We start from the raw sequence: 21,911 nt of genomic DNA on the forward strand, positions 1-21,911 counted from the left end.
CGTCCAGCGTAAAGCATGTTTGCGGGCCAGCCGTCTTCCGCCGGCCGCCATCGACTTCGACACTGCGTCCCGGCATCGCACACCGCCCCGTCGGGCTGCCACCGATGCCCTCATTTCTGGAGAACGTATGACCGTCGTTGTTACCCCCACTTTCGCGCCCTGGACCTCGGCACCCGCCCGCACCGTTCGACGCGGCCATTTCTGGATTCCCGGCGAGCGGGTCGTCCGGGCCGGAAAGACGCTGCAGGCCGGGCCCATGTACGTTGAGTGGGAAGCGCCGGAGCACCGACAACGGCCCTTCCCCATCGTGCTGATGCACGGTGGCGGCTTCCAGGGCTCGGAATGGTTCGACACGCCGGACGGCCGCCCCGGCTGGGCCCAGCGCCTGGTGGAGGCGGGCTACGTGGTGCTGGTGGTGGACCGGCCCGGCCACGGCCGCTCGCCCTACCACGTGGAAACGCTGGGCCCCATGGGCCCGCCGTTCTCCTACGAGGGTGGCCGGCAGATCTATTTCCCGGGCACCGATCCCCGCCACGACCAGTGGCCGTTCGCCGCGTCCGACGAACATGCCATGGACGAGTTCATCGCCGGCTACGGGCCGCTGCCGGAGGACCTGGCGCTGTCGCAGACGCTGGACGCCGACCGAGGCGCCGCGCTACTGGACCGCATAGGCCCCGCCATCCTGATCACCCACTCGGCGTCCGGGCCGGACGGCTGGCTCATCGCTGACCGACGGCCGGCCCTGGTCAAGGCCATCGTGGCCATCGAGCCCATGGGGCCGCCTTTTGCCAACATTCCCAACATCGGTCTGATGCGCTGGGGAGCCACCGCCGCCCCCATGCGCTTCGAGCCGCCGGTGTCGGACCCCGTCATGCTGCAGGAGGCGCGGCCGGGCACGTACCGACTGCCCTCGCTCGCTGCTGTGCCCATCTTGATCGTCACCGGAGAGGCCTCGGACTTCGCGGCCGCCAGCCCGCCGACAGCGGCCTTCCTTGGCGCGGCCGGCGCTCTCACCGAACTGCTGCCGCTGGCCGAGCACGGCGTGCACGGCAATGGCCACGGGTTGATCTACGAGAAGAATTCGGATGCGGCGCTGGTCCCCGTACTGGACTGGCTGGAGCGCCAGCCATGAACGAGGCCATGGACACCCTGATGGACATCGGCGTGATCGGACTCGGCGCGATGGGTCGCGCCATGGCGGCCAACCTGGTCGCCGCCGGGCACCGAGTCACCACCTGGACCCGTACCGGCGACAGCGTGCCGGGTGCCGTGGCGGTTGCGACACCGGTCGAGGCGATGCAGGGCGACGCCTTGCTCACCATGCTGCCGGACGACGCGGCCCTGCACTCGGTGCTGCTGGCGCCCGGGTGGCTGGGCCGGGCCCGTCCCGGCCTGGTGCACGTGGTGAGCGCGACGATCTCGGTCGCGCTTTCGCGGGAACTGGTCGGCATGCATCAACGGCACGGCATCGGGTACGTGGCCGCGCCAGTACTCGGGCGGCCGGATGTGGCCGCCAGCGCGCAGCTCAACGTGCTGGCGGCGGGCGAGCCCACGGCAGTCCGGCGCGTCGCACCGCTGCTGAGCGCCATCAGCCGCAAGGTCTGGCCCATGGGCGAGGATCCGCCCGCAGCGAACGCCGCCAAGATTGCCTGCAACATGATGATCACCATGGCCATCGAGGCGATGGCGGAGGCCGTGGTCCTCACCGAGGCCAACGGGCTGCATCGCGATCGCTTCTTCGACCTCATCCTCAACACGCTGTTTGGCAGCCGTTCCTACCAGGTGTATGCCTCGCACATCGCGGAGGAGCGCTACGAGGCTGGATTCAAGGCCTCGTTGGGGCTCAAGGACCTGCGGCTGGCGCGCGAGGCAGCGGACGTGGCAGGGCGGGACTTGCCGCTGCTGGAGGCCGTGGCCGGCCAGATGGCGCGGACGGTGGAGGCGGGCTTCGGCGCGAAGGACTGGTCCGCCATGGCCGGCTTCACGCTGCGCAGCCCGGGACTGAGCGCCTGAGCCCTTCCGGGGGCAAGGTGGCCACCTCGACGGCGGAGCATATGACTCCGGGACCTCGACCGCTGCTGGTCGACAGCTTGTTCGTCTACATGCGGCTGATGGCGGCAGGCAGCGCCGCGCAGTTGGCGCTGCAGCCGGGCGGGGTGCTCGGCGTCAACTCGCTCGACGACGCGTTGGCTCAGCGTGCCAACGCAGCTGTGGCGCGTTTCGTCGCCGAGTTCCTGAGGTGACCCCGCACGGCGGTCGGCGAGAACCCGAAGCGGTCCCGGAATCGCACCGCGAATCGGGACGGTGAGTCGTAACCGACGGCCAGGGCGATCTCCGACACCGGCTGGGACGTCGCCTGCAACAGAACCAACGCCGAGGCCATTCTCAAATCCGCGATCAGGTCGCGCAGGGTCACGCCCTCGGCGGCCAGCCGCCGCCGGAGCGTCGCTTCCGACATCGCGAGCGCACGAGCGATCCCGGGTGCGCCCCAGTCGCCCGCCAATTCTGTGGACAGCATGGCGCGGATGCGGCTGGAGAGCTTGGGGTCATTCGGCGGCATTTGCAGCACGAGACCGTCGGCGAGCAGCCAGTGCGCCACCTCCAGCAGTTGCTGCCGGACCACGCCATCGGGGCACGACGAGTCCGGTGCGAGGCCTTGTCTCGAGCGCTCGAATGCCTCGGCCAGACCGCTCGACACGTGCCGGATGGCGCGGGCGGGCGCCGCCGCTCCCCGGGCCCCTGCCAGGCGCTCGACGCTGGTGACGTAGTAAGGATCATCCAGGACGGCAGCACCGAACAGCAGCCAACGCGCCTCGTAGCGCTCACCGTCGGTCACCTGGTTGTGAAAATCGACCGTCTGGCCACCGGCCAACAACAGCGCTTGCCCTGGCAACGCGCGCACCGCAGCGCCGTTGGCCGGCTTCACCACCTTGACGCCTCGATCCACCAGGATCAATGCTGGCCGCTCGACGCGCACACGCACGATTTGCAATCCCGCGCCTTGGATGACGTGAGCGGCCACGCCCAGCGCCGGCCGTACATGCAGGGACCGCGCGAGCTCGTCACCCGATGGCGAGGCTTCGATACCCCGCGGCATGCTTAAGCCTCTACCTTGGGGCGATGCACCGCGCACAGCTTGTTGCCGTCAGGGTCCCGTACATAGGCCAGGTAATACTGCCCCAAGGGATCCACGCGCAGCCCCGGCGGCTCCTCGATCGAGATGCCCCCGTGCGCGACGGCCGTGTCGTGGAACGCATTCACCTCCTCCGGCGAGGTGCATCGAAATGCAATGGTGCCGCCGTTCGCGGATGTTGCAGGTTCGTCGTTAATGGGCTGGGCGATAGCGAGCGTGCCGCCGTCATGGCGATAGAACAAGCGCAAGTGCCCGGTCTTGGCGTGATGCGGCATCGGCTCACCGACGCCGAGCACGCCCAGCACACGATCGTAAAAGCGGCGCGAACGCTCGATGTCGTTGGTGCCAATGACGATGTGATTGAACATGGAAACTCCCGTTGGCTTATGGTTCAAGTGTAGGGAGTGCCCTGAGCGAAGGCAGGCTCGGATCGATCAAGTTTGGTGCCGAATCGCTCAACCAGCGGTGACCTGAGGATAGATCTGAGCTCGCGCATACGGGCGGCGTCTCGCGTCTGGCGACGCGGCACAGCCCTCTATAAATGGCTGCTGCCTGGAAGCGCCTTGATCTCACAGACTCGGCCAGGAGCAGTCATCGGCGAAGGTCGGCTTTCGAGTAGGCTGCATAAGCAGTTGGGCCATACCTAGAAGATGGAAATCTCTCGCGCACAGACGATTTTGCGAGTGGGCGCGGGCCCTCCTTTGCCCGTGCCTTTGCCTCGCGGGCCGCAGCCGCGCCGGACGAAGCGCTGCAGCAGTGGCGAGCCGATACTGCAGGCCTGACCGAAGTCTAACGCGACATCGGCGGGCGCCTCGCCGCCGCACAGCTCGATTGGCAAGCCAAGGCCGTGCTCGGAACGCGGCGCGATGGCACAGCTCTCATCACCGAGTGGGACGCCGATCGCCTGCGCGCACCTTACGTCCCGCGCCTGCCTCTGCTCTCCCAGCGCCAGACCTATGCCTACTGCGCCGGCATCGTCCTTCAGCGCGGCACCGCCGCAGCCGTCAACGCCCTCCAACAGGACCGAATGATTCTCGTCGGCCTGCGCCGTGAGACTTCCACGCTCGCCAATCAAGGCCTCGGTGTCTATGACGACCACATCGTTGTGCTCAATGGTGGGGACGGTCTGCGTACGGCTCGCGTTTTCCCCGCCTGCACCGAGCCTGGCGCCTAATACGCCCACCGCGCCTCTCCTGTAGGCAATGGTCGTCTCGATGACCGCTACAAGAACGTGCGCTTCAAACACACCGAAGGCTTTGACGTGAATGGCGACGGCATCGCCGAGATCGGCCGCCTCCGCGCCGGCACCTACTTCTTCGGGGAGAAGCCGCGAGGTCACGTCAAGCGCCGCGCCTTCGAGGCCACGCGCACCCAAACCGCCGAACGCGACACCAACGGCGATGGCCGATTCCACGCCTTCGATCCCAATCGGATCGACACGAAGAACGCCCAGACTACGATGTACATCCACCGGGGCGGCACCCAGGCCTCAGGCAACACCTGGTCCGCGGGCTGCCAGACCATTCCGGATGATCTCTACTACCGCTTCCTGGCCTCACTGGGCCAGATGTCGTCGTTCCACTACGTCCTCGTCGATGGCTACTGAACACCTCCTGCGTAACGTCGCCCTGCTTCTCGCCACGGCCGGCTTTGCTTCGCTTGCCAGTTGTGCTGGCGCTCCCTCCGAGAACAAGGCCGCGACGACCGTTGCGAACACAACGCTCCCGATTACCGCTTGCAAGTTCGGAGCCTTCGTTGCCGAGAACGATCCGGCCGGCCTCAACGTGCGCGCAGAGCCGAGTGCATCCGCCAAGGTGCTCGGGAAGCTTCCGCGAACCTTCGTCGAACCCTCGGCGGGCTACGGCGTCCGCATCGAGGTCGAGGTTGCCGGGGCGCGCAACGGCTGGTTCCTCATCCGCAACGCGCAGGACAACGATGCCCTCACGGGTCAGCCACCCCGGCGCCTGTACAGCGGCGAAGGTTGGGTCAGCGGAAGCAAGTTGACGGTGAAGTCTCAGGCCGACGTCGGCCGTTCCCTACCCGGACCTGACGCCGCTGCAGTGCTGCGCATCGGCGACAACCAACGCTTCGATGACGACGACACCATCGAGGCTGCTCGCCTGGTGGACTGCAAGGGCACCTGGGCGCAGGTGGAGTTTTCCGAGCAGCGTTTTCCGGCGGACATGCGAGCGAGTTTGAAAGTCGAGCGCGCCGCGCGTGAGGGTCTGCCCTCCGGTCGCTTCCGGGCCTGGGTTGATCGCATTTGCGCGATTCAGGAAACGAGCTGCCCCAGTCTTGGTGCGCCAGAGCCGGCGCCTTGAGACGGCGCAGAAGCCGCCGCCAGGTAGAACAGCCAACGAGGTCCGACGCGGGGCGATCGGCCTTTGCCGTCGCCTCTCTGCCTCTGACACTCGCGCTCAAGACGTGACCCTCCTCAGCTCGTCGGTCAATCGCGCGCTCCACCACCCCCAGCATCCTCTGCCCTTCGCGGAGCGAGTCCTTCACCGCGTTTCCGGACGAGGTCGATGCTGCGCTTCTCGCGGTGATGGAGACGGTCATGGCTTAAGGCGGTTCGGACGAGCGGCTTTGCAGCGATCGGCGACGGTCGGGAGGCTTGGCAGCGGTCACTCAGAGGTCATGAGCGCGGGCGGGATCGTGGAACGGCCGGTCTGGCCTCCAGCCCGATCTGTCTGAGCTTGAGCCGGTCGGCGCCTGGATGACAGGAATGCGCTGATGACCGGTCGCACCACGCGCGGCGTCGAATGACCGAGAACGCTGCAAAGCAGCCTTCGCTTCAGGCCGCAAGCAGTTAGAGCGTCTTCTCCGGCGCCCTACCAAAAGCGACAAGGAGCCGACGCGCTCCGTTGTTCCCAGGTGGCATAGCCGACCCAATGATCCGGTCCATTGAACGACCTGAAGAAGCTTGCGGCACACGAGGCTTAAACACCCTACGTGCCCACGCTCGGGGACGAGCTCGCTGAGCGCCAACTCCACGCAATCGGAGTGAGACCCTTACAGGGCCTTACAAGGCCTAACAGCGGCCGAGCGTGTGACCTGACACAATCCAGCAAACAAAAGCAAAAGCGTGCCACGATTCAAATGCGCACGTCGCTTGAGGGCGGCCTTTGCGGCCGTGAGGACACCAAAGCGCCACGAGGTAATGGCGCTGCGGTGTGTGCATGCAAGGATCACGGCCGTATCCGCAGCGGTGTGGGCCCTTGCGGAGGACCACTGTGAATTCACTTACCGGGCGCCCCCAGTGGCGCACTCGCGTCATTGCCATGGCGTTTGCCGTGTCCGCCGCCCTGGCCTTGGGCGCGTGCAAGGACGGCACCGACCAAGATCCCCAACCCGCGCCAAGCGGTGGCGCCGCACCGGGCGCGCCGGAGGTGCCTGCGAGTGCTGCTTCGGACAGCGTCAGCACGCCGGCCAGCTACACCTTGACGGTACAGCCTTCCACCAACGGCACCATCACCGGGACGGTCAGCAATTCGTCCTATGCCGCCGGCACGGCCGTCACCCTCACGGCCACGAGCGACGGCACCTATGGCTTGAACCAATGGTTGGGTGACGCCGCTTCCTGTGGATCAGCACCGACTTGCACCGTCACGATGAACGGCCACAAGACGGTCGGTGCCATTTTCAAGACGGTCCCGGTGGGCTACGGCGCAGCGGTGACCGGCGGAGCCGGCGGCCAGGTGGTGGATGTCTCGACTGCGGCGGAATTGAAGGCGGCCCTTTGCAATGCCTACAACGGCTCCATCTGCGTGGACACGACGCCTCGGATCATCCGGGTGACCGCCATGATCGATTTCATCGGGCAGGAGGGGACGACCACCGGCAAAGCTTGCGTCTATTCCCACAACAATTGCTCGCTGAACGGCAAGCAGGAAAAGATTCTCGACTGGAATGCCTACTGCGCCGACCGCACCCTGTTTGACCTCACCTACGATTCCGCAGGGGGTTCTCCGCTTCGTGTCGGCTCCAACAAGACGGTCATCGGCGTCGGCAAGGCGGCCGGTGTCAAAGGCAAGGGCTTCTACCTGCGGGACGGCGTCTCCAACGTCATCATCCGCAACCTGAACATCACCGACATCAATGACGGCGTGATCTGGGGCGGCGATGCCATCACCATCGATGGCGCCAGCGACGTCTGGATCGACCACAACTACATCGCCCGCATCGGCCGACAGATGATCGTGACGGGTTGGGGGCCCGCGGACCGCGTGACCATCTCCAACAATGTGCTGGACGGCACCACCGACTATGGTCACTACTGCGACGGCCGCAGCTATTGGTTCATGCTGCTCATTGCCGAAGGACAGACACTGACCATCATCGGGAACAAGATCTACAACTCATCCGGCCGCGCGCCCGAAGTCGGACGCAGCCCATGGGCTTTGCAGAAGGGGATGGTCCACCTGGTGAACAACCTTTATGACAGCAACTTTTGGATGGGTCTGGGCGCTTCGGATGATGTCGCTACGCTCGTCGAGGCGAACGATTTCACCTCCACCCCTCTGACCTTCTACCCCATCTTTAGCGGCTCTGAAACGAACTTGGTGTTTGCCCCCCTGCAGACGAATACCGATGTGGCCAATGGCTACTGCACCGGCGTGCTGTCCCGCAATTGCATGCCCAACAGCGCATCCAATAGCACGGTGGATTTCGTCGTGAATCCAGCAGTGACTGACCTCCTCCGACAAAACGCGACATGGCGACAAGGGGCTGCTGCGGTGCGTCCCATCCCGGCGGCCAGTGTCCGTGCCAGGGTCAACGCCACTGCCGGCCCTCAGCTCGATCCTGACAGCTGAACGGGCATCGCGCGGTGCGGCCTGCATCCCCAGTCGTTACTTCACGGAACTTGATGACCCGGTCTGAGGTTCGTGATCGTGCATGCGCCTGAAGGCCATTCTGGGCGGGGTCGTTTACTTGAACTACTCGCCGGCGAGGAACGAGATTTTTCACCCTTTCAGCCTAGGCGACCTTTTCTCCACGCCGGAGTCTGGCGGACCCGATGTACCGCGAAGCGACGGGCTGACTTCCCCCAATGTTCTGGTCGCACCCTTCTCAGCGACATGGAGCTCGTGGGTCGCTCCCCCGGCCCGATCGGCAAGCCGCATCGCCTGAAACTCGCGTGCGATCTGAACCACCCGCCGGATGGCCGGAGACTCGGCCTCTGCAACGGAGCCAACCTTGACGTGACGCATCGACTTGCCTGTTCCTTCGACCTCAAGCTCGTCCACTTGCAAGCTGGCTCCGTGATAGAGGCCCAAATTCACATGCCCTGCGTGCAAAGCGATAAACGCATAGTGCTCTGACATCTTCTTGGGACCAAAGCCGAAGCTGATGATCTTGTGTGCTGGCCAGGCCAAGACTGTTGCATTCGGGTGAACGTCCAGAAGCGCCTTTCGCAATGCCAGCGCGACGCTCTGCAGCGGCGGTGAGGCGCTCGAAATGACGCAACCTTCAGCATCGGACAGTGATGAGGCGAAGTGCATAACTGGTGGGGTAGCTACAAGATGTCTCGAACATACCGTTCGCCAAAGGGGTGGGCCCGGGAGGCCCCACCTCATTAAAACACCCACCCCGCCTGAAACCGAACAATGGTCTTCGAGATCGGCTCGCTGAGCGGCTCCCCGCCCTTGCTCCTATGTGCCACCTGCACCTTGGCGAACCCACCCCGAGCCATGGTGGCGCTCAGCCCCAGTCCGACATCCCCCAGGCTTCTCCCGCCGCTGTTCACCCCTTCCACGACCCGGGCCGGCCGGGCCCAGCCGTAGTCACCAAACACGCTGGCGGACCATTGAACATTCGTCAGGGTTCCCAGCGCCCGGGCCAGTTCCAGATGGGCCAGCGCGGCATGATCCCCGCTCAGTTCCCCGATCGGATAGGCCACCACGGCGGAAAGGCCGGAGACGCTCATGCGCTCGCTGCCATCCAGGTTGCGGTGGTTCAGCGCCGCCTGCCCTTTCAGACCGGCGGTCAGCGTGAACTGGCGCGGCAGCAGCAGCACCTGAGACACGCCCGCATTGAGCTTCCAGTAGCTCCCCTTGGTCTGCGCGCCCGCAGCGTCGAGGGCCTCTGCCGTCGCATCGCGGAAATCCAGGTAGCCACCGGTCAGCGAGGCTTCCGCCGTTCCCAGCCCGTCATATCCCATCACCAACGACTCGCGCCGCGCACGCACTGAGGCAGTAACGCTGTAAGAGCGTTTGCCCGTGATCGTGTTTGTCGCAGAGATCTCGTCGCGCAAACGCCGCGCGGCCAGTACCAGGCCTCCTTCCACGCTGACAGCAGTGGTGCGCTTGAGCGGTGTGGAGGCGCCCAGCTCGATCGAGTCGGCCGTGCCGGTCGCGCCCAGTGCGTCGTAGGCATCCCCAAGCTCATAACGGGTGCGGGCCAGGGCCAGCTCCATGCGGGTGCCATTCGGTGCAACCAGCGCGGAATAGGCCAGGCGCCCGTTGTACAAACCGGCACCGTCGGTCAGCATGCCGCTGACCGAGAGCTTGTCGCCACGGCCCGTGGGTGAATTCCAGTCCAGATTGCCGGACAGTCGCGTCTTGCCTGTGTAGACCGAGCCGTAGTTGTCCAGCAGCAGGTAGCCATTCAGCCGGGAGGTGGCCAAGGTGCCCACAGCGAAATCGCTGGTGCCCACCTGCTCGCCGGGCATCACGTCCGCCCGCACCACCTTCACGCCGGGCGTGTCGTTGATGATGAGCATCGATCGCTCCAGCGTGTCCAGCGAGACGATGTCGTACTTCTTCACGTCATCCAGCAAGCCCTGGACGATGTCATCGCGCACCAGCGACTTGTTGTCCAGCACGAACTTGCCGTAGTTGCCCTCCACCACGCGCAGCGTTACCACGCCAGCATCCAGCTCCTGGGCCGGCACGTAGGCACGCGCCACGAAGTAGCCCTTGGCGCGGTAGTAGCGGGTCAGGCGCACCGCCACCACCTCCAGTTCGGCCAACGTGTAGCGCTTGCCGCCTTCGCCCTGGATCTGTGCGGCGAGCTCCGCCGTGCCGATCTCCCGGTTGCCGACAATGCGGAAGGACTTCACGTCAATGGCGGTGCCGCCGCCCGGCAGCGCCTGCATCGGGGCCTCGGCGGGCAGGCCTCCAATCTTGGGCAGCGTCGCGGGCGCGGAGGCCGGCAACGATGGCGGGCGCACCTGCCGCAACACGTCGCCGCTGCCCGGCGCCGTCTGGGCCTGAGCCGAGTGCAGCGCTTGCAGCGAGATCAGCGCCATCGCGCTGGCGAGGGAAAGACGGTGCCTGCTCATCTTGTTCATGTGTGTCCCTGTAGTGGCCGCATTACTTCGTCGCCTTCACCACGAACAGCATCTGCTCGACGCCTCCGGGCAAACGCACCCCGCCATTGACAATCTCCGCCAGGGAGTTGCGGCTGACCGGCACACGCACCTCCTGGCTGCCGCCCGCGCCCTGCCCGCCGGGGCTGCCGACCATTCGACGGGCCTGTGCGAGCGTCACGCCTTCGCTGGGCTCCTCGCCCGAGGGCGCGGAGAGCACGACCAGTGGCGTGCCCTCGCCCCAAGAAGCTGCCAGGGTCGAAGGCGTGTTCACCACATTGGCGGCCGTGGATCCCAGGCTGCTGGTGCCCGCCAACGTGACCGTTCCCAACAAGTCGGCAGTGGGCACATAGGTCCGTTGTGCGGTGGCGATGATCGAGGCCAGTTCGTCCGTGACCACCGCCGCCTGATCGGCCGGCGTGATGCGCACGCTACCCGCAGGCGCCGTCGAAGCCACCTGATAGTCGCCATTGGAGAGCATCAATGTGCCCACGCTGCTCACCGTGTGGTTCCCGACGCCTGCGCCGTCCAGCAGCGCGTGGCCACTCAGCGTGGCGCTGTCGCCGTTCAGCAGGCCGGTGTAGGCGAACAGGCTGGCATCCAGATTGGATGTGTTGTCAAACACCCGCGTGGCGCCGCTCACCAGGGTGACGTCGATCAGCCGTGGCGTGATGGTCACGCCGCCCGTCAGGCTGGAGGTGTCCAGCACATAGTCCGCATTGGCGACGGAGAGGCTGCCAGCACCGGTAACGGTCCGGCCGCCGGCATGGCTGCTGTCCAGCGTCGCGCTGCCCGCCAGGCCCAGGCTGTCTCCCGCCACCGCATTGCTGACGGTGAACAACGAGGCTGAGGCGTCGCTGGTGCCGTCGTAAACGCGGGAAGCGCCCGCCGTCGGCGCCAGCGTGATCTGGCGCGGCGTCACGGTGACCGTACCCGTCGGCGCGCCGCTGGCCAGCACATAGTCCGAATGACTGACCGACAGCGTGCCCAGCGAGGCCACCCCACGGGTGCCCGCGTGAGCGCTGTCCAGCACACCGCTGCCGCTGAGCGCCACGGTATCGCCGTTGACCACGTTGCCCAGGGCGAACTGGCTGGCCGCAACCGCGGTGGTGCCGTCGTACGTCTGCGTGGCGCCCACGGCCGCCGCCACGGACAGGACGCGCGGCGTGATGGTGAAGGTGGGAACGAGGTAGCTGACCTCGAAGGTGGTGGGGGAAGCGCCGCCGCCGTAGGTGAACACCAGGACGTTACTGCCCGCCAGTGCGTATTGGCCCGCGTGCGTCGTGGCGTCCAGCGCGGTGCCCCAGGCCACACTGGTGATGATGCCGGCGCAATTCACCGTCGGGCAACCGGTGATGGTCGCGCCCGCCAGCGACGGATTCGCGTCGCCATAGGGCCGGCTGCTCACACCCAGGTCGACCACGATGCTCTCGGTAAAGCCAAAGGCCTTCAGTACGGGATAGGCGTCGTTGATGCTGTCCTTGCGTCCCCAGACGCCGGTGCCAAAGGTGAAGTCCCAGCCGGCAGCGACATAGGTGGACGTGCTGTTCATCTCCGCCGTGGTCTTGCCGGTGCCGTAACCGGTGCCGCCGCCGGTGGGGTTCTTGGTGGCGTCGTAGAAGCTGTTGGTGACCGTATAGAAACCAAAGCCCGCCAGCCCACCAGAGCCGAAGGACGAGCCCAGATCCGCCGCGCTGACCACGCCGCTGGAATAGACGCGATTGAGCGTCAGGGTGCCCGCCCCACCCCCTGCGAAGCCGCCTGAGGCTGCGAAGGACGGGTCCGTGGCCGTGACGTTGCCCGTGGCATAAGCATCAGTGATGGCCGCATTGCCCGTGCCGATGAACCCGCCCGCGAAGCGGACCGCCGTCACTGCGCCGCTGGCGTAGCTGCGGTCGATGACGGTCCCGCCGTACGGCGAGTCACCGATCAATCCCCCGACATTCTCTGAGCCGTTCACCGTGCCGGTGGCATAGCTGGTGGTCACGGTATTCCCGAGCGAAGGGCTGTCCAGCACCCCCACCAGGCCGCCCACGCCGATGGCCCCGGTGACCGCACCCGTGGCCCCGCTGTCCGTGATCGCCAGGCCGTTCTGCCCCTGGCCCAACAGGCCGCCGGTGTTGTTGGCGCCCGTCACGGTGCCAGTGGCCGTGGACGTATTGATCGTTCCGCCCGAGGCGTTGCCCACCAGCCCCCCGACGTTGTTGGCACCAGTGACATTGCCGCTGCTGTCGGAGGCCGTGATGTCAGTCTGGTCTGCCGAGCCCACCAGGCCGCCGGCGTAATCGGAGCTGGCCGTGACCGTCGCGGTGGCATGCACGTTCGTCAGGGACGTGCCCGCGTTGTTGACCACGCCGATCAGACCACCGGCATAGGTGCCGGCACCGCCATTGGCGTTGGTCGCGTTCACCGTGCCGCTCACGGTCACGTTGGCGATCTTGGACGGGTTGTTGATCGTCCCACCCAGCAGCGCCCCCACCTGCCCCGGCCCGGTGATGTTCACATTGCTCAGTGCGAGGTTGCTGAAGTCGGCGTTGTCCGCCAGCCCGAACAGCCCCACCTGGAAGAGCGCCACATGGCGCGGGGCCGTCTGGTTGATGGTCAGCCCGTCGATGCCGTGGCCGAGCCCGTTGAACTTGCCGACATACGGGTAGAAGGTATCCGCGATCGGCTTGAAGCCCTCACCGCCGTTCCAGCTCGCGGCAGAAGAGGCGTCGATGTTGGTGGCCAGCGCGTAGTTGGTGAAGACGTCCAGACCTTGCAACGTGCCGTTGGCCAACTGCTCGTCGCCCTGGCTGCCGAGCTGATTGACCAGGGTGTAGCCCTCGCCGTTGATCGTGAGGATGCCGGTGCCGGCGCGGTCGATATCGACACGGCCCGTGAAGGCGTGTGCCGCATCCATGCCCATGTTGACGCGGTAGCCGGGCGCGTAGACAGGCGCAGACGCGTTGAAGTTGTAGCCGGCCTTCATGTCCAGCTGCGCGCTGCCGGTAACGCTCAGCACCGCGTTGATGTTGAGATTGCCTGCGGCTTCCAGGTCCAGCTTGAAGTTGTTCCAGGCGAGCGGCCGGTTCACGTTCAGATCGCCGGAGGGCGCACGGGCGGCGATCACGAAACCATCGTAGTTCCCGGCACTGGTGGTGAGGTTGAGGCTGTAGCTGAGAACGCCACCGGTCTGGGAGAGCGTCATGGTGTCGCCCGCCAGCAGCCCGGCGGTGGAATAGACCACCGGCGCGCCGCCGGTGCTGGCCAGCCAGCCCGCGTCGATCAGGATGGTGCCGATGCGCTCCACATAACCGGCGCCGCGCAGCACCGGATATTTGTCGTTGACATCGTCCCGGCGCGCCCAGATGCCACCGGAGGCCAGATTCCAGCCGGCATTAATGAAGGTGCTGGAAGTGGTCATGTCGGCGGTCGACCGGCCCGTACCGCCAGCGCTGCCCGCCGTGCCGCCGGCAACGCCGCGGCCCGAGGTCTCCACATCCCAGAAGCTGTCAGTGACGGCACCGCCCGAGGACGCGCCAATCAGCCCGCCCACATTGACACTGCCGGTCACCAGGCCCGTGGCGTAGGCGTGCGACACGGTGGAGCTGTTGCTCCCTATCAGGCCGCCCGCCCAGCGTCCGTTCACCGAGTTCACGTCACCGCGTGCATAGACGTCGGTGAGCGTGCCGTTGATGGTCTCGCCGATCAGGCCGCCCACCCACCAGTTGTTGCCCGGCAGGGTCAGGTCGCCCACCGCATAGCTTCTCTGGATGGTCATGTTGCGGGCGCGGCCCACGAGCCCCCCGTACCAGAAGCTGCCCGGGGCGCTGGCCACCACGGCCGTGTCCGCATAGCTGTCCGTTACCGTCCCGACATTCAGATAACCAAGCAGGCCACCGATCTGCCCTGGGCCTGAGGCGCTGCCACCCGCTGCGAAGCTGTTGGAGATCACCAGCGGCACCGAGGCACCACTGCCGTCGGCCGCGCCGATCAGCCCGCCACCGGTACTGTTGCTGACGGTGACGTCCCCGCTGGCGGAGGTCTGGTCAATGACCGTCGCGGTGGCGCCCCCGGCAGAGATGTAGCCAATCAGGCCGCCCACGTTATTGCCGCCGGTTGCGGAGCCACTGGCGGAACTGGTGCTGACGGTGCTGACGCCTTCCACCTTGCCGATCAGCCCGCCCACGCTGTTGGTGCCATCCACGGTGCCACTGGCGGTGGACCCTGTCACGGTGGCGCCATTGATGCTGCCCACCAGGCCACCGGTGTTGTCACCATAGGGGCCCGAGACGTTGCCTGCGGCGCTGCTGTCGCGGATGACGGCACCGGTCTCGGCCCGGCCGACCAGCCCGCCCGCATCCCCGGCGCCGAATGTGATGTCCACCTTCGCGTAGCTCTGGGAGATGGTGGTGCCCGCAGATGCCAAGCCCACCAGGCCGCCCGACTGCGGCGCATAGGCCGCCATCTGGCCCGTGGCAAAGGCATTGCTGACACTGCCAGCCGAGAGCAGGCCGACCAATCCACCGAAGTTGGGCGGCGAGTCCCCACCCACAACGATATTGGTCACGCCGATGTTGCGCACTGCGGCGCTGGCCGCATTGAGCTGGCCCACCAGGCCGAGGTTGTTGGCGCTGGCGCTCAGGCCGTAGCCGAAGACCACGTGGCCCAACCCGTCGATCACGCCAGTGAAACCGGCGACACGGCCAATGGGGGAAAAGCCGTTGCCGCTGCCCCAGCTGCCCCAGCCCGCCGATGCGGTGGCGTCGATATTACTGGCCAGGGCATATTTGCCGCTCAGATTACCGTTGATGCCCTGCAGGTCGGTACCCGTGGTGCTGCCGGAAGCCCCCAAGGAATTGATCAGGGTGTACGCCGCACCGTTGATGGTGAGCAGCCCGGTGCCGGTCCGGTCGAAGTCAATGCGGCCGACAAAGGACGGCGTGCCGCTACCGTCCACTGTCCACTTGGTGCGCACCGTCTTGCCCAGGTTGAAGGTGGGGCTCGAGGTGTTGAAGTTGTAGCCGGTCTTGAGATTGAGCGTGGAAGTGCCGGTGGCACTCATCACGGCGTTGACGTTGATGTCGCCGTGGGCCTCGAGCGTGAGCAGGTTGGCACTCCAGGCGACCGGCGCGTTGACATTGATGTCCCCGGCGGCCGACCCCGTGCTCTGCGTCTGGATGGTGACGTTGCCGGCGCCCAGCGCTGTCTGCAAGGTGGTGGCGCCGATGCCACTGGTGCTTGAGGCGGCGCTTCCTGCGCTGATTTCGAAGTTGGTCGGGTCGATCAGCCAGGTGCCGTTGCTGCCTTGAGCCGCCGCCGTGGTGACCTGGGCCCCCGCCTTGACCGCCACGGCGGGCCCGGAGGTCTCGATGAACCCACCGTTGCCGGCGCCCGTGTTGGTGGCGTCCAGGCTCCCTGCGACTTCGACCCCGCCGCCCTCGCCCAGCAAGACGATCTTGCCGTTGCGCTCGCCGACCGACCGCGCCTGGATCTGGCCGGTATTGTTGACCACCGTGTCCAGCAACGCCTCGGCAGCCGTTGCCTTCAGCAACACCGTACCCCCATCGGCCAGCACCGCGCCGCCATTGCTGACCAGCGCCTCCAGCGCGCCCTGGTCCACCGTGACGCCCACCAGGGAGCGGCCGTCGAAGTTCAGGCTGACGCGATTGCCGGCTGCCAGGGCCACGGTTCCCAGCCGTGCAGTGATGACGCCGTCATTCCGGACCTGCCGCCCGATCAGCGCGACATAGCCGCCATCGGCAGCGGTCAAACGACCGGCATTGACGACGTCGCCTGCGCCGGTACCGCTGAAGGTCGCCTTGCCCGCCATGAAGTCGGCATCGGACAGATGGCGCGTCGTGGCGACCAGACCGGCGGTGTCCACCCTGGCACTGGACGAGAACAACACGCCGTTAGGGTTGAGCAGGAAGACCTGGCCGTTGGCCTTGAGTGCGCCGTCAATGACGGACTGCTGGCCGCCGGTCACCCGGTTCAGCATCACCGCGTTGGCGTTGGGTTGGGCAAAGGTGACGCTGGCGTCCTTGCCAATCGAGAACCCCTGCCAGTTGATGGCCGCGCGCTGGGTGCCCTGCGTCACGGTCATGGCGGCGCCGGACTGGGTGATGACGGCATTGCCGGCACTCACCTGGCCACCGTTGGGCAAGGTGGTGGCGCCTGGTGGCGCGGCCATGGCGGTGCTCACCATCAGCAGGCCGACCGCCGCAGCAGCCCCCACCAAAGCCCCACCGGGCGTCTTGCCGCGACTGCGCGCGGTCTCCGCAACCGCCACAAACGCGCCCAGGCGGACGCTCCAGATCTTGCGATGGATACGATTCATGACTGCTCCCTGTCCAAACACCCATCCGTCCGCACGCCGTTGCGAGCGGATCAGGAAACCGGAAGGCAGGTGGAATCAGGGATATCGGTCGTAGCCACCGGTGGCACTGACCATGACGGGCGGGCTGTCTTCCCATGTCGGGCGACGCTGTTGTTCTATGGAGGCGCCAACTTGCATGTCTGCTCCCATGAGGCCTGTGGCCTGGAAGCTGTCAGATCCTGAGAGTCAGGCTCACGACAGCGGTCCGGACAAAACGGGGCAATGCGGATGCCCAAACCACGGTGAAACCCCTGCGGATTTCAGGCCCATTGCATGGGATGGCAAGTTGGTCCCGCCCGCGGCAAACTCGCGAGGCCGCGTAACATCCGCCCCATGAATACAGTCGGTCAAGACGTCGCGGCGGTGGCTCGGGTGGCGGTCGTGCCTGCCATCATGGAAGTGGTCAGCCAGACCACGGGCATGCGGTTTGTGGCCGTGGCACGGGTGACCGACACCTCCTGGACCTGCTGCGCCGTGCGCGACGAGATCGGGTTCGGGCTGCAGCCGGGTGGGGAGCTGGAGCTCTGCACCACCATCTGCGATGAGATTCGCCAGCACCGTCAGCCGGTGCTGTTCAGCAGTGCCAGCGCAGACCCCAAATACCGAGACCACGCCACTCCCCGGCAATATGGTTTCGAGAGCTATCTCTCCATCCCGATCGTCAGGGCGGATGGCTCCTTCTTCGGCACCCTGTGTGCGCTCGACCCCAAGCCGGCCCAGCTCGACAGCCCGCTCACCCGCAAGACGTTTGAACTCTTTGCGCAGCTCATTGCCTCCCACCTGGACGCGCAGGAACTGGACGACCAGCGCCTGCATGCGCTCGCCGTGGCGGCCGACACCAGCCGACAGCTGGAGCTGGAGAACGACCGCATCGTGCGGCTGCTTGATGAGCGAGACCAGACCGAGGTGCTCATCAAGCGCGAGCTCAAGGACACCCGAAGACTGCGCGACGTGGCGGCGGCGCTGCTGGGTCCGGACGGCAACTTCGATGCGCTCTACAAGGAAATTCTGGACGCGGCCATCGAGATGTCCGATGCGGATGCGGGCACCATCCAGTTGCTGGAACCGGCCAGCCAGACGCTGAACATGCTGGCCAGCCGCGGAATTGAGCGCGGCATGCTCGACCATTTCGCGTGTGTGGATGCCTCATCCGGGTCGCCTTGTGGCGTGGCCCTCGCCACCCGCAAGCGCTCGTTTGTGGAGTTCGATGCCCCGGACGCCCCGGACATCGACGGTTCCAACCGCATGCACCTGGCCGCCGGTCTTCGATGCGCGCAATCAACGCCGCTGATGAGCCGCTCCGGCCGCGCGCTGGGCATGTTCAGCACCCATTGGAAACACCGGCGCGAACTCAACGAACGGGAAGTGCGCTTCCTCGACCTGCTGGCTCGCCAGGCGGCCGATCTGATCGAGCGCAACCAGGTGCAGGCCGCGCTGCTGGAGAGCGAGCGGGAGCTGCGCGAGGAGGCCCGGCGCAAGGATGAATTCCTCGCGGTGCTGGCCCATGAACTGCGCAACCCCCTCGCGCCCATCCGCAGCGGCGTGGAGGTGCTGAAGCGCGCCGCGCACGACCCGGCCCTGGTGGAACGGGTGCGACCGATGATGGAACGTCAGGTGGCGCACGTCGTACGTCTTGTGGACGATCTGCTGGACGTGTCCCGCCTCAAGTCGGGCAAGGTGCATCTCAAGCGAGAGCCGGTGGCCCTGGGCGACCTGGTCAACCGGGCGCTTGAAGCGCATCGCGCGCAGGCAGCAGCTGCGGGCATCGACCTCTCGTCCGAACTCCACGATGGGCACCTGGAACTGGTCGTGGACCCCACCCGGCTGTCGCAGGTCATCAGCAACGTTTTGCACAACGCGGTGAAGTTCACACCGGCCGCGGGGACGATTGCCCTCCGGTCTGCCGTCGAGCCGGGCCCGGAGGGCGACACGCTGGTGTTGCGCGTCGCGGATTCCGGGATGGGCATTGCGCCCGAGGTATTGCCCACCATCTTCAACCTGTTCACCCAGGCCCGCACGGACCGGCATGGAGGCATGGGCATAGGCCTGGCGCTGTCCCGGCAGTTGATGGAACTGCATGGCGGCTCCATTGAGGCCCGCAGCGGCGGTATCGGCTTTGGCAGCGAATTCATCATTCGCCTTCCGATGGGCCCCAAGACGGCGCAACGCCAGGCACCCAGCGCTGAGCAGCCGCTGGACGGCATGGCGGGTTCTCGGGTCTTGGTTGTGGATGACAACCAGGATGCGGCCGACTCCATCGCCATGCTGCTGGCAGGCGCCGAGGCGGCGGTGCGGGTGGCTTATGACGCGGCTGCCATCGTGGAAGTAGCCAAGGAGTTTGACCCTCACCTGGTGCTGCTGGACATCGGCCTTCCCGGCGTGGATGGCTATGAGGCCTGCCGTCGCCTGCGGGAACAACTCGGGCAGTCCGTCCAGATCGTCGCCCTGACCGGTTGGGGTCAGGAGGAAGACCGCCGTCGCGCGTCCGAGGCAGGCTTTGACACGCACCTGACCAAACCGGTGGACTTCGCTCACCTGGCCAGAGTGGCGCGGCAGGCGCTGCAACGGCCCGTGGCTTAACCCGTGACTTGAGCGGCCGCTGCTTCTCACGGGCGCGGCAGGCAAGGAATCAGAGCGAGACCCCTTGGACGGCGGCCGCCAAGGGTGCGATCACCGCCATCTCCCGCTCATCCAGGACCAGGGTGGCGGCGGCCACGTTCTCCATCAGCCGCGCCCGACGACGTGTCCCCGGGATGGGAACCACGGTCACGTCCAGTTGCCGGGCCCGAGTCTGGAGCCAGGCCAGCGCAAGTTGGGCGGTGGAGATGCCTCTCGCTTTTGCCAGTTGGTCCAACGTCGCGACCAGGTGTGCGTTCGCTGCCTGGTTCTCGGGCTGGAAGCGGGGGAAGTGACGGCGGGAGTCGTCCGTCTCCAGCCGTTGACCAAAGGCGGCGCCTGTCAGCAGGCCCCGGCCCAGCGGGGCATAAGGCACGATGGTGATGCCCAACGAGGACGCCACGGGCGCGACCGCCTGCTCGATCTGACGACTGAACACCGACCATTCGGACTGCAGCGCAGCAATGGGATGGATGGCATGGGCCGCCCGCAATTCCTCGGCGCTGACCTCACACAGGCCCAGCGCCCGCACCTTGCCCGCCTTCACCAGTTCAGCCATGGTGCCGACCGAGTCTTCCAGCGGCACATCAGGTGTGCGCCGATGCATGTAGTACAGGTCGATGGTGTCGATGCCCAGGCGACGCAGCGATTGGTCAACCGCGTGGCGGATGTGCTCTGGCCGGTTGCTGAGGCTCCAGTCGTCCGGCCGCTCCGCCGTGCGGGTATAGCCAAACTTGGTGGCAATCACCACGCGCTGCCGATGGGCCTTCACAAAGGGCGAGAGCAACGATTCATTGGCACCCAGGCCATACATGTCGGCGGTGTCGAACAGCGTCACGCCCAGGTCCAGAGCCTGTTCCAGGGTTGCGCGCGCCTCCGTGGTATCCGTGGCGCCGTAGAACTCGCTCATGCCCATGCAGCCGAGGCCCTGGGAACCCACCAGGGGGCCGTCCACGCCAAGGTGTACACGCGGCAGTGTGGGGAGAGAAGAATGCATCTTGTTGATTCCGGAGAGAGGAAGCCGCTGTTATAAGGACGTAGTGCACTACAGGGTCAAGGGAGCGCCATGCTGTTGTCGGAGTTCGCGAAGGAGACGGGTCTGTCGCCCGAGACGGTCCGGTTCTATGTCAGCAAGGGCCTGTTGAAGCCGCGGCGCGGCGCGCTCGGCGGCAGCAACCCCTACCAGGTGTTTTCGGCCGATGACGTGACGGCCGTCCGGATGATTCAGCTTCAGAAGTCGCTGGGCTATTCGCTGAGCGAGATCTCGGCGCTCAACCGTGCATACCGCCAGGGGGCGACATCGGCAGTACGCACCGCGCAGGTGTTGCGAGACCAGATCGACAAGCTGCAGTCACAACGTGCTCAATTGGATGCGGCCCTGACTTTCCTGACCGAGAAGCTGGCGTGGGTGGAAGCCGGCAAGCCGGGGACAGCGCCGCAGTTTCCGTGTTGACCCGCAGCCCGTTGGGGCCACCCATGGCCTCAGGCAGCGGCGTGTTGCCCCAGCCGCTCCTGCAGGAACTCGATGAAGCGCTGTGTCTTTGCGGGCAGCAGGCGCGTCTCCGTCAGGGCGTAGACCGGCGTTGAGCGGCCCAGCCAGTCCGTGAGGATGGGCCTGAGCCGTTGGGCCGCAACATCCTCGGCAACGATCTCCTCGGGCAGCAGGACAATGCCTTGATCAAGGGTCGCCAGGCGCCTGAACATGCCGACGCTGTTGACCTGAAAGCGGCCGCCTACGGGCACCTCCACCGCCTCCTTGCCGCGCTGCAATGCCCACTTGCCGGCGCGGGAGAAGCCCAGGCATTCGTGCTGCTCCAGTTCCGACGGATGCCGGGGTTCGCCGAAGCGCTTCAGGTAACCGGGCGATGCATACGCGCGCACCGAAAGCCTGGCCAACAACCGGGCCACCAGGTTCGAATCGCTCAACTCACCCATGCGGATGGCCACATCAAAGGGCTCGGCGACCAGGTCCACGCGCCGCGGTGTGAGATCGAAGTCGAAGGTGATGCCGGGGTATCGGGCCGCGAATTCTGCAATCAGCGGCGCCATGTAGATGGTGGCGAAATCTACCGGCAATGAGGCCCGCAGGACGCCGCTGGGCTGCGCCTGCATCTCCCGCAATTGCTCATGTGCCAGGCGGGCCTCCTCCACGATGCGCCGGCAGCGCTCGTAGTACAGCTGACCTGCTTCGGTGAGCTCCACCTTGCGAGTGGTTCGATGCAGCAGCCGCAGCCCGATGGCCTTTTCCAGGGCGCTGATGCGCCGCGACAGCGTGGAGTTGGGCACACCGGTGACGTCGGCCGCCCGACTGAAGCTCCGGGTGTGGGCGACCTCCACGAACAAGGCCATGTCGTTCAGCAGCTCCATCCAACTATCCCATTATTGGAAGAATGATTGCCACTCTACCGTATTTATCTCGTTGACGGATTAATGGAACATTCATTCATCGCGGCGGCCAGCCTCCATCAAGCGGCCCGCCACCTTCCCAGACC

Annotated in this window: 16 protein-coding genes; 8 read left to right on the forward strand and 8 right to left on the reverse strand. The window is 66.1% G+C overall.

The features are described 5' to 3' along the window. Positions 1 to 127 precede the first annotated feature (127 nt). From BMY53_RS08300 to BMY53_RS08310, 3 genes are read left to right on the forward strand one after another with little or no spacing between them, the layout of a single operon-like run. Positions 128 to 1,132: an alpha/beta hydrolase gene (locus BMY53_RS08300; protein ID WP_092945484.1), complete on the forward strand. Its 1,005-nt coding sequence runs from the start codon at positions 128 to 130 to the stop codon at positions 1,130 to 1,132. After that, positions 1,129 to 2,013, forward strand: coding sequence for an NAD(P)-dependent oxidoreductase (locus BMY53_RS08305; protein WP_310732107.1), 885 nt, complete (start codon positions 1,129 to 1,131; stop codon positions 2,011 to 2,013). Before BMY53_RS08300 ends, BMY53_RS08305 begins: the two co-directional genes overlap by 4 nt. A 41-nt stretch (positions 2,014 to 2,054) precedes the next feature. Continuing rightward, a complete protein-coding gene (locus tag BMY53_RS08310; RefSeq protein WP_143073997.1) occupies positions 2,055 to 2,243 on the forward strand; it encodes a hypothetical protein in 189 nt (62 codons plus the stop codon). Here BMY53_RS08310 and BMY53_RS08315 read toward each other — a convergent pair. The 3 genes from BMY53_RS08315 to BMY53_RS08325 all read right to left on the reverse strand — a co-directional run bounded on the left by BMY53_RS08315 (position 2,192) and on the right by BMY53_RS08325 (position 4,547). Next, a complete protein-coding gene (locus tag BMY53_RS08315; RefSeq protein ID WP_092945488.1) occupies positions 2,192 to 3,097 on the reverse strand; it encodes a helix-turn-helix transcriptional regulator in 906 nt (301 codons plus the stop codon). The two genes, BMY53_RS08310 and BMY53_RS08315, sit on opposite strands and share 52 nt — an antisense overlap. A 2-nt stretch (positions 3,098 to 3,099) precedes the next feature. Then, positions 3,100 to 3,501, reverse strand: coding sequence for a VOC family protein (locus tag BMY53_RS08320; protein ID WP_092945490.1), 402 nt, complete (start codon positions 3,499 to 3,501; stop codon positions 3,100 to 3,102). Between the two features lie 275 nt (positions 3,502 to 3,776). Next, entirely contained in the window at positions 3,777 to 4,547 is a 771-nt protein-coding gene (locus tag BMY53_RS08325) for a hypothetical protein (RefSeq protein WP_143073998.1), read from the reverse strand. Positions 4,548 to 4,592: 45 nt separating this feature from the next. Between BMY53_RS08325 and BMY53_RS25895 the strand changes: the two genes are divergently transcribed. The 3 genes from BMY53_RS25895 to BMY53_RS08340 all read left to right on the forward strand — a co-directional run bounded on the left by BMY53_RS25895 (position 4,593) and on the right by BMY53_RS08340 (position 7,947). Further along, on the forward strand, positions 4,593 to 4,739 hold the full coding sequence (locus BMY53_RS25895; RefSeq protein ID WP_177200789.1) for a hypothetical protein: 147 nt from the start codon (positions 4,593 to 4,595) through the stop codon (positions 4,737 to 4,739). Beyond that, positions 4,729 to 5,454 carry an SH3 domain-containing protein gene (locus BMY53_RS08335; RefSeq protein ID WP_092945496.1) on the forward strand — a complete coding sequence of 242 codons (726 nt, stop codon included), beginning with the start codon at positions 4,729 to 4,731 and terminating at the stop codon, positions 5,452 to 5,454. The genes BMY53_RS25895 and BMY53_RS08335 overlap by 11 nt, the downstream gene beginning before the upstream one ends. Before the next feature lie 912 nt (positions 5,455 to 6,366). After that, a complete protein-coding gene (locus tag BMY53_RS08340) occupies positions 6,367 to 7,947 on the forward strand; it encodes a pectate lyase family protein (RefSeq protein WP_177200790.1) in 1,581 nt (526 codons plus the stop codon). A gap of 150 nt (positions 7,948 to 8,097) precedes the next feature. Here the strand turns inward: BMY53_RS08340 and BMY53_RS08345 are convergent, their stop codons facing one another. The 3 genes from BMY53_RS08345 to BMY53_RS08355 all read right to left on the reverse strand — a co-directional run bounded on the left by BMY53_RS08345 (position 8,098) and on the right by BMY53_RS08355 (position 16,764). Then, on the reverse strand, positions 8,098 to 8,634 hold the full coding sequence (locus BMY53_RS08345) for a DUF1801 domain-containing protein (protein WP_143073999.1): 537 nt from the start codon (positions 8,632 to 8,634) through the stop codon (positions 8,098 to 8,100). Positions 8,635 to 8,708: 74 nt separating this feature from the next. After that, positions 8,709 to 10,424 carry a ShlB/FhaC/HecB family hemolysin secretion/activation protein gene (locus BMY53_RS08350; RefSeq protein ID WP_092945502.1) on the reverse strand — a complete coding sequence of 572 codons (1,716 nt, stop codon included), beginning with the start codon at positions 10,422 to 10,424 and terminating at the stop codon, positions 8,709 to 8,711. Positions 10,425 to 10,446: 22 nt separating this feature from the next. Further along, positions 10,447 to 16,764: a two-partner secretion domain-containing protein gene (locus BMY53_RS08355; RefSeq protein WP_092945504.1), complete on the reverse strand. Its 6,318-nt coding sequence runs from the start codon at positions 16,762 to 16,764 to the stop codon at positions 10,447 to 10,449. A 372-nt stretch (positions 16,765 to 17,136) separates the two neighbouring features. Here BMY53_RS08355 and BMY53_RS08360 point away from each other — a divergent pair, with 372 nt between their 5' ends. Next, a complete protein-coding gene (locus BMY53_RS08360; RefSeq protein WP_177200791.1) occupies positions 17,137 to 19,383 on the forward strand; it encodes a hybrid sensor histidine kinase/response regulator in 2,247 nt (748 codons plus the stop codon). Positions 19,384 to 19,432: 49 nt separating this feature from the next. Here BMY53_RS08360 and BMY53_RS08365 read toward each other — a convergent pair whose 3' ends face one another. Further along, positions 19,433 to 20,416, reverse strand: coding sequence for an aldo/keto reductase (locus BMY53_RS08365; protein WP_092945508.1), 984 nt, complete (start codon positions 20,414 to 20,416; stop codon positions 19,433 to 19,435). Positions 20,417 to 20,485: 69 nt separating this feature from the next. Here BMY53_RS08365 and BMY53_RS08370 point away from each other — a divergent pair, with 69 nt between their 5' ends. Continuing rightward, positions 20,486 to 20,872 (forward strand): helix-turn-helix domain-containing protein, encoded by a 387-nt coding sequence (locus BMY53_RS08370; RefSeq protein ID WP_092945510.1) that lies wholly within the window; start codon positions 20,486 to 20,488, stop codon positions 20,870 to 20,872. A gap of 29 nt (positions 20,873 to 20,901) precedes the next feature. On the opposite strand, the gene BMY53_RS08375 is transcribed toward BMY53_RS08370, so the two are convergent. Then, positions 20,902 to 21,786, reverse strand: coding sequence for a LysR family transcriptional regulator (locus BMY53_RS08375; RefSeq protein WP_092945512.1), 885 nt, complete (start codon positions 21,784 to 21,786; stop codon positions 20,902 to 20,904). Between the last annotated feature and the right edge of the window lie 125 nt (positions 21,787 to 21,911).

This window comes from Roseateles sp. YR242 (assembly GCF_900109745.1).
Taxonomy (GTDB): Bacteria; Pseudomonadota; Gammaproteobacteria; order Burkholderiales; family Burkholderiaceae_C; genus Roseateles.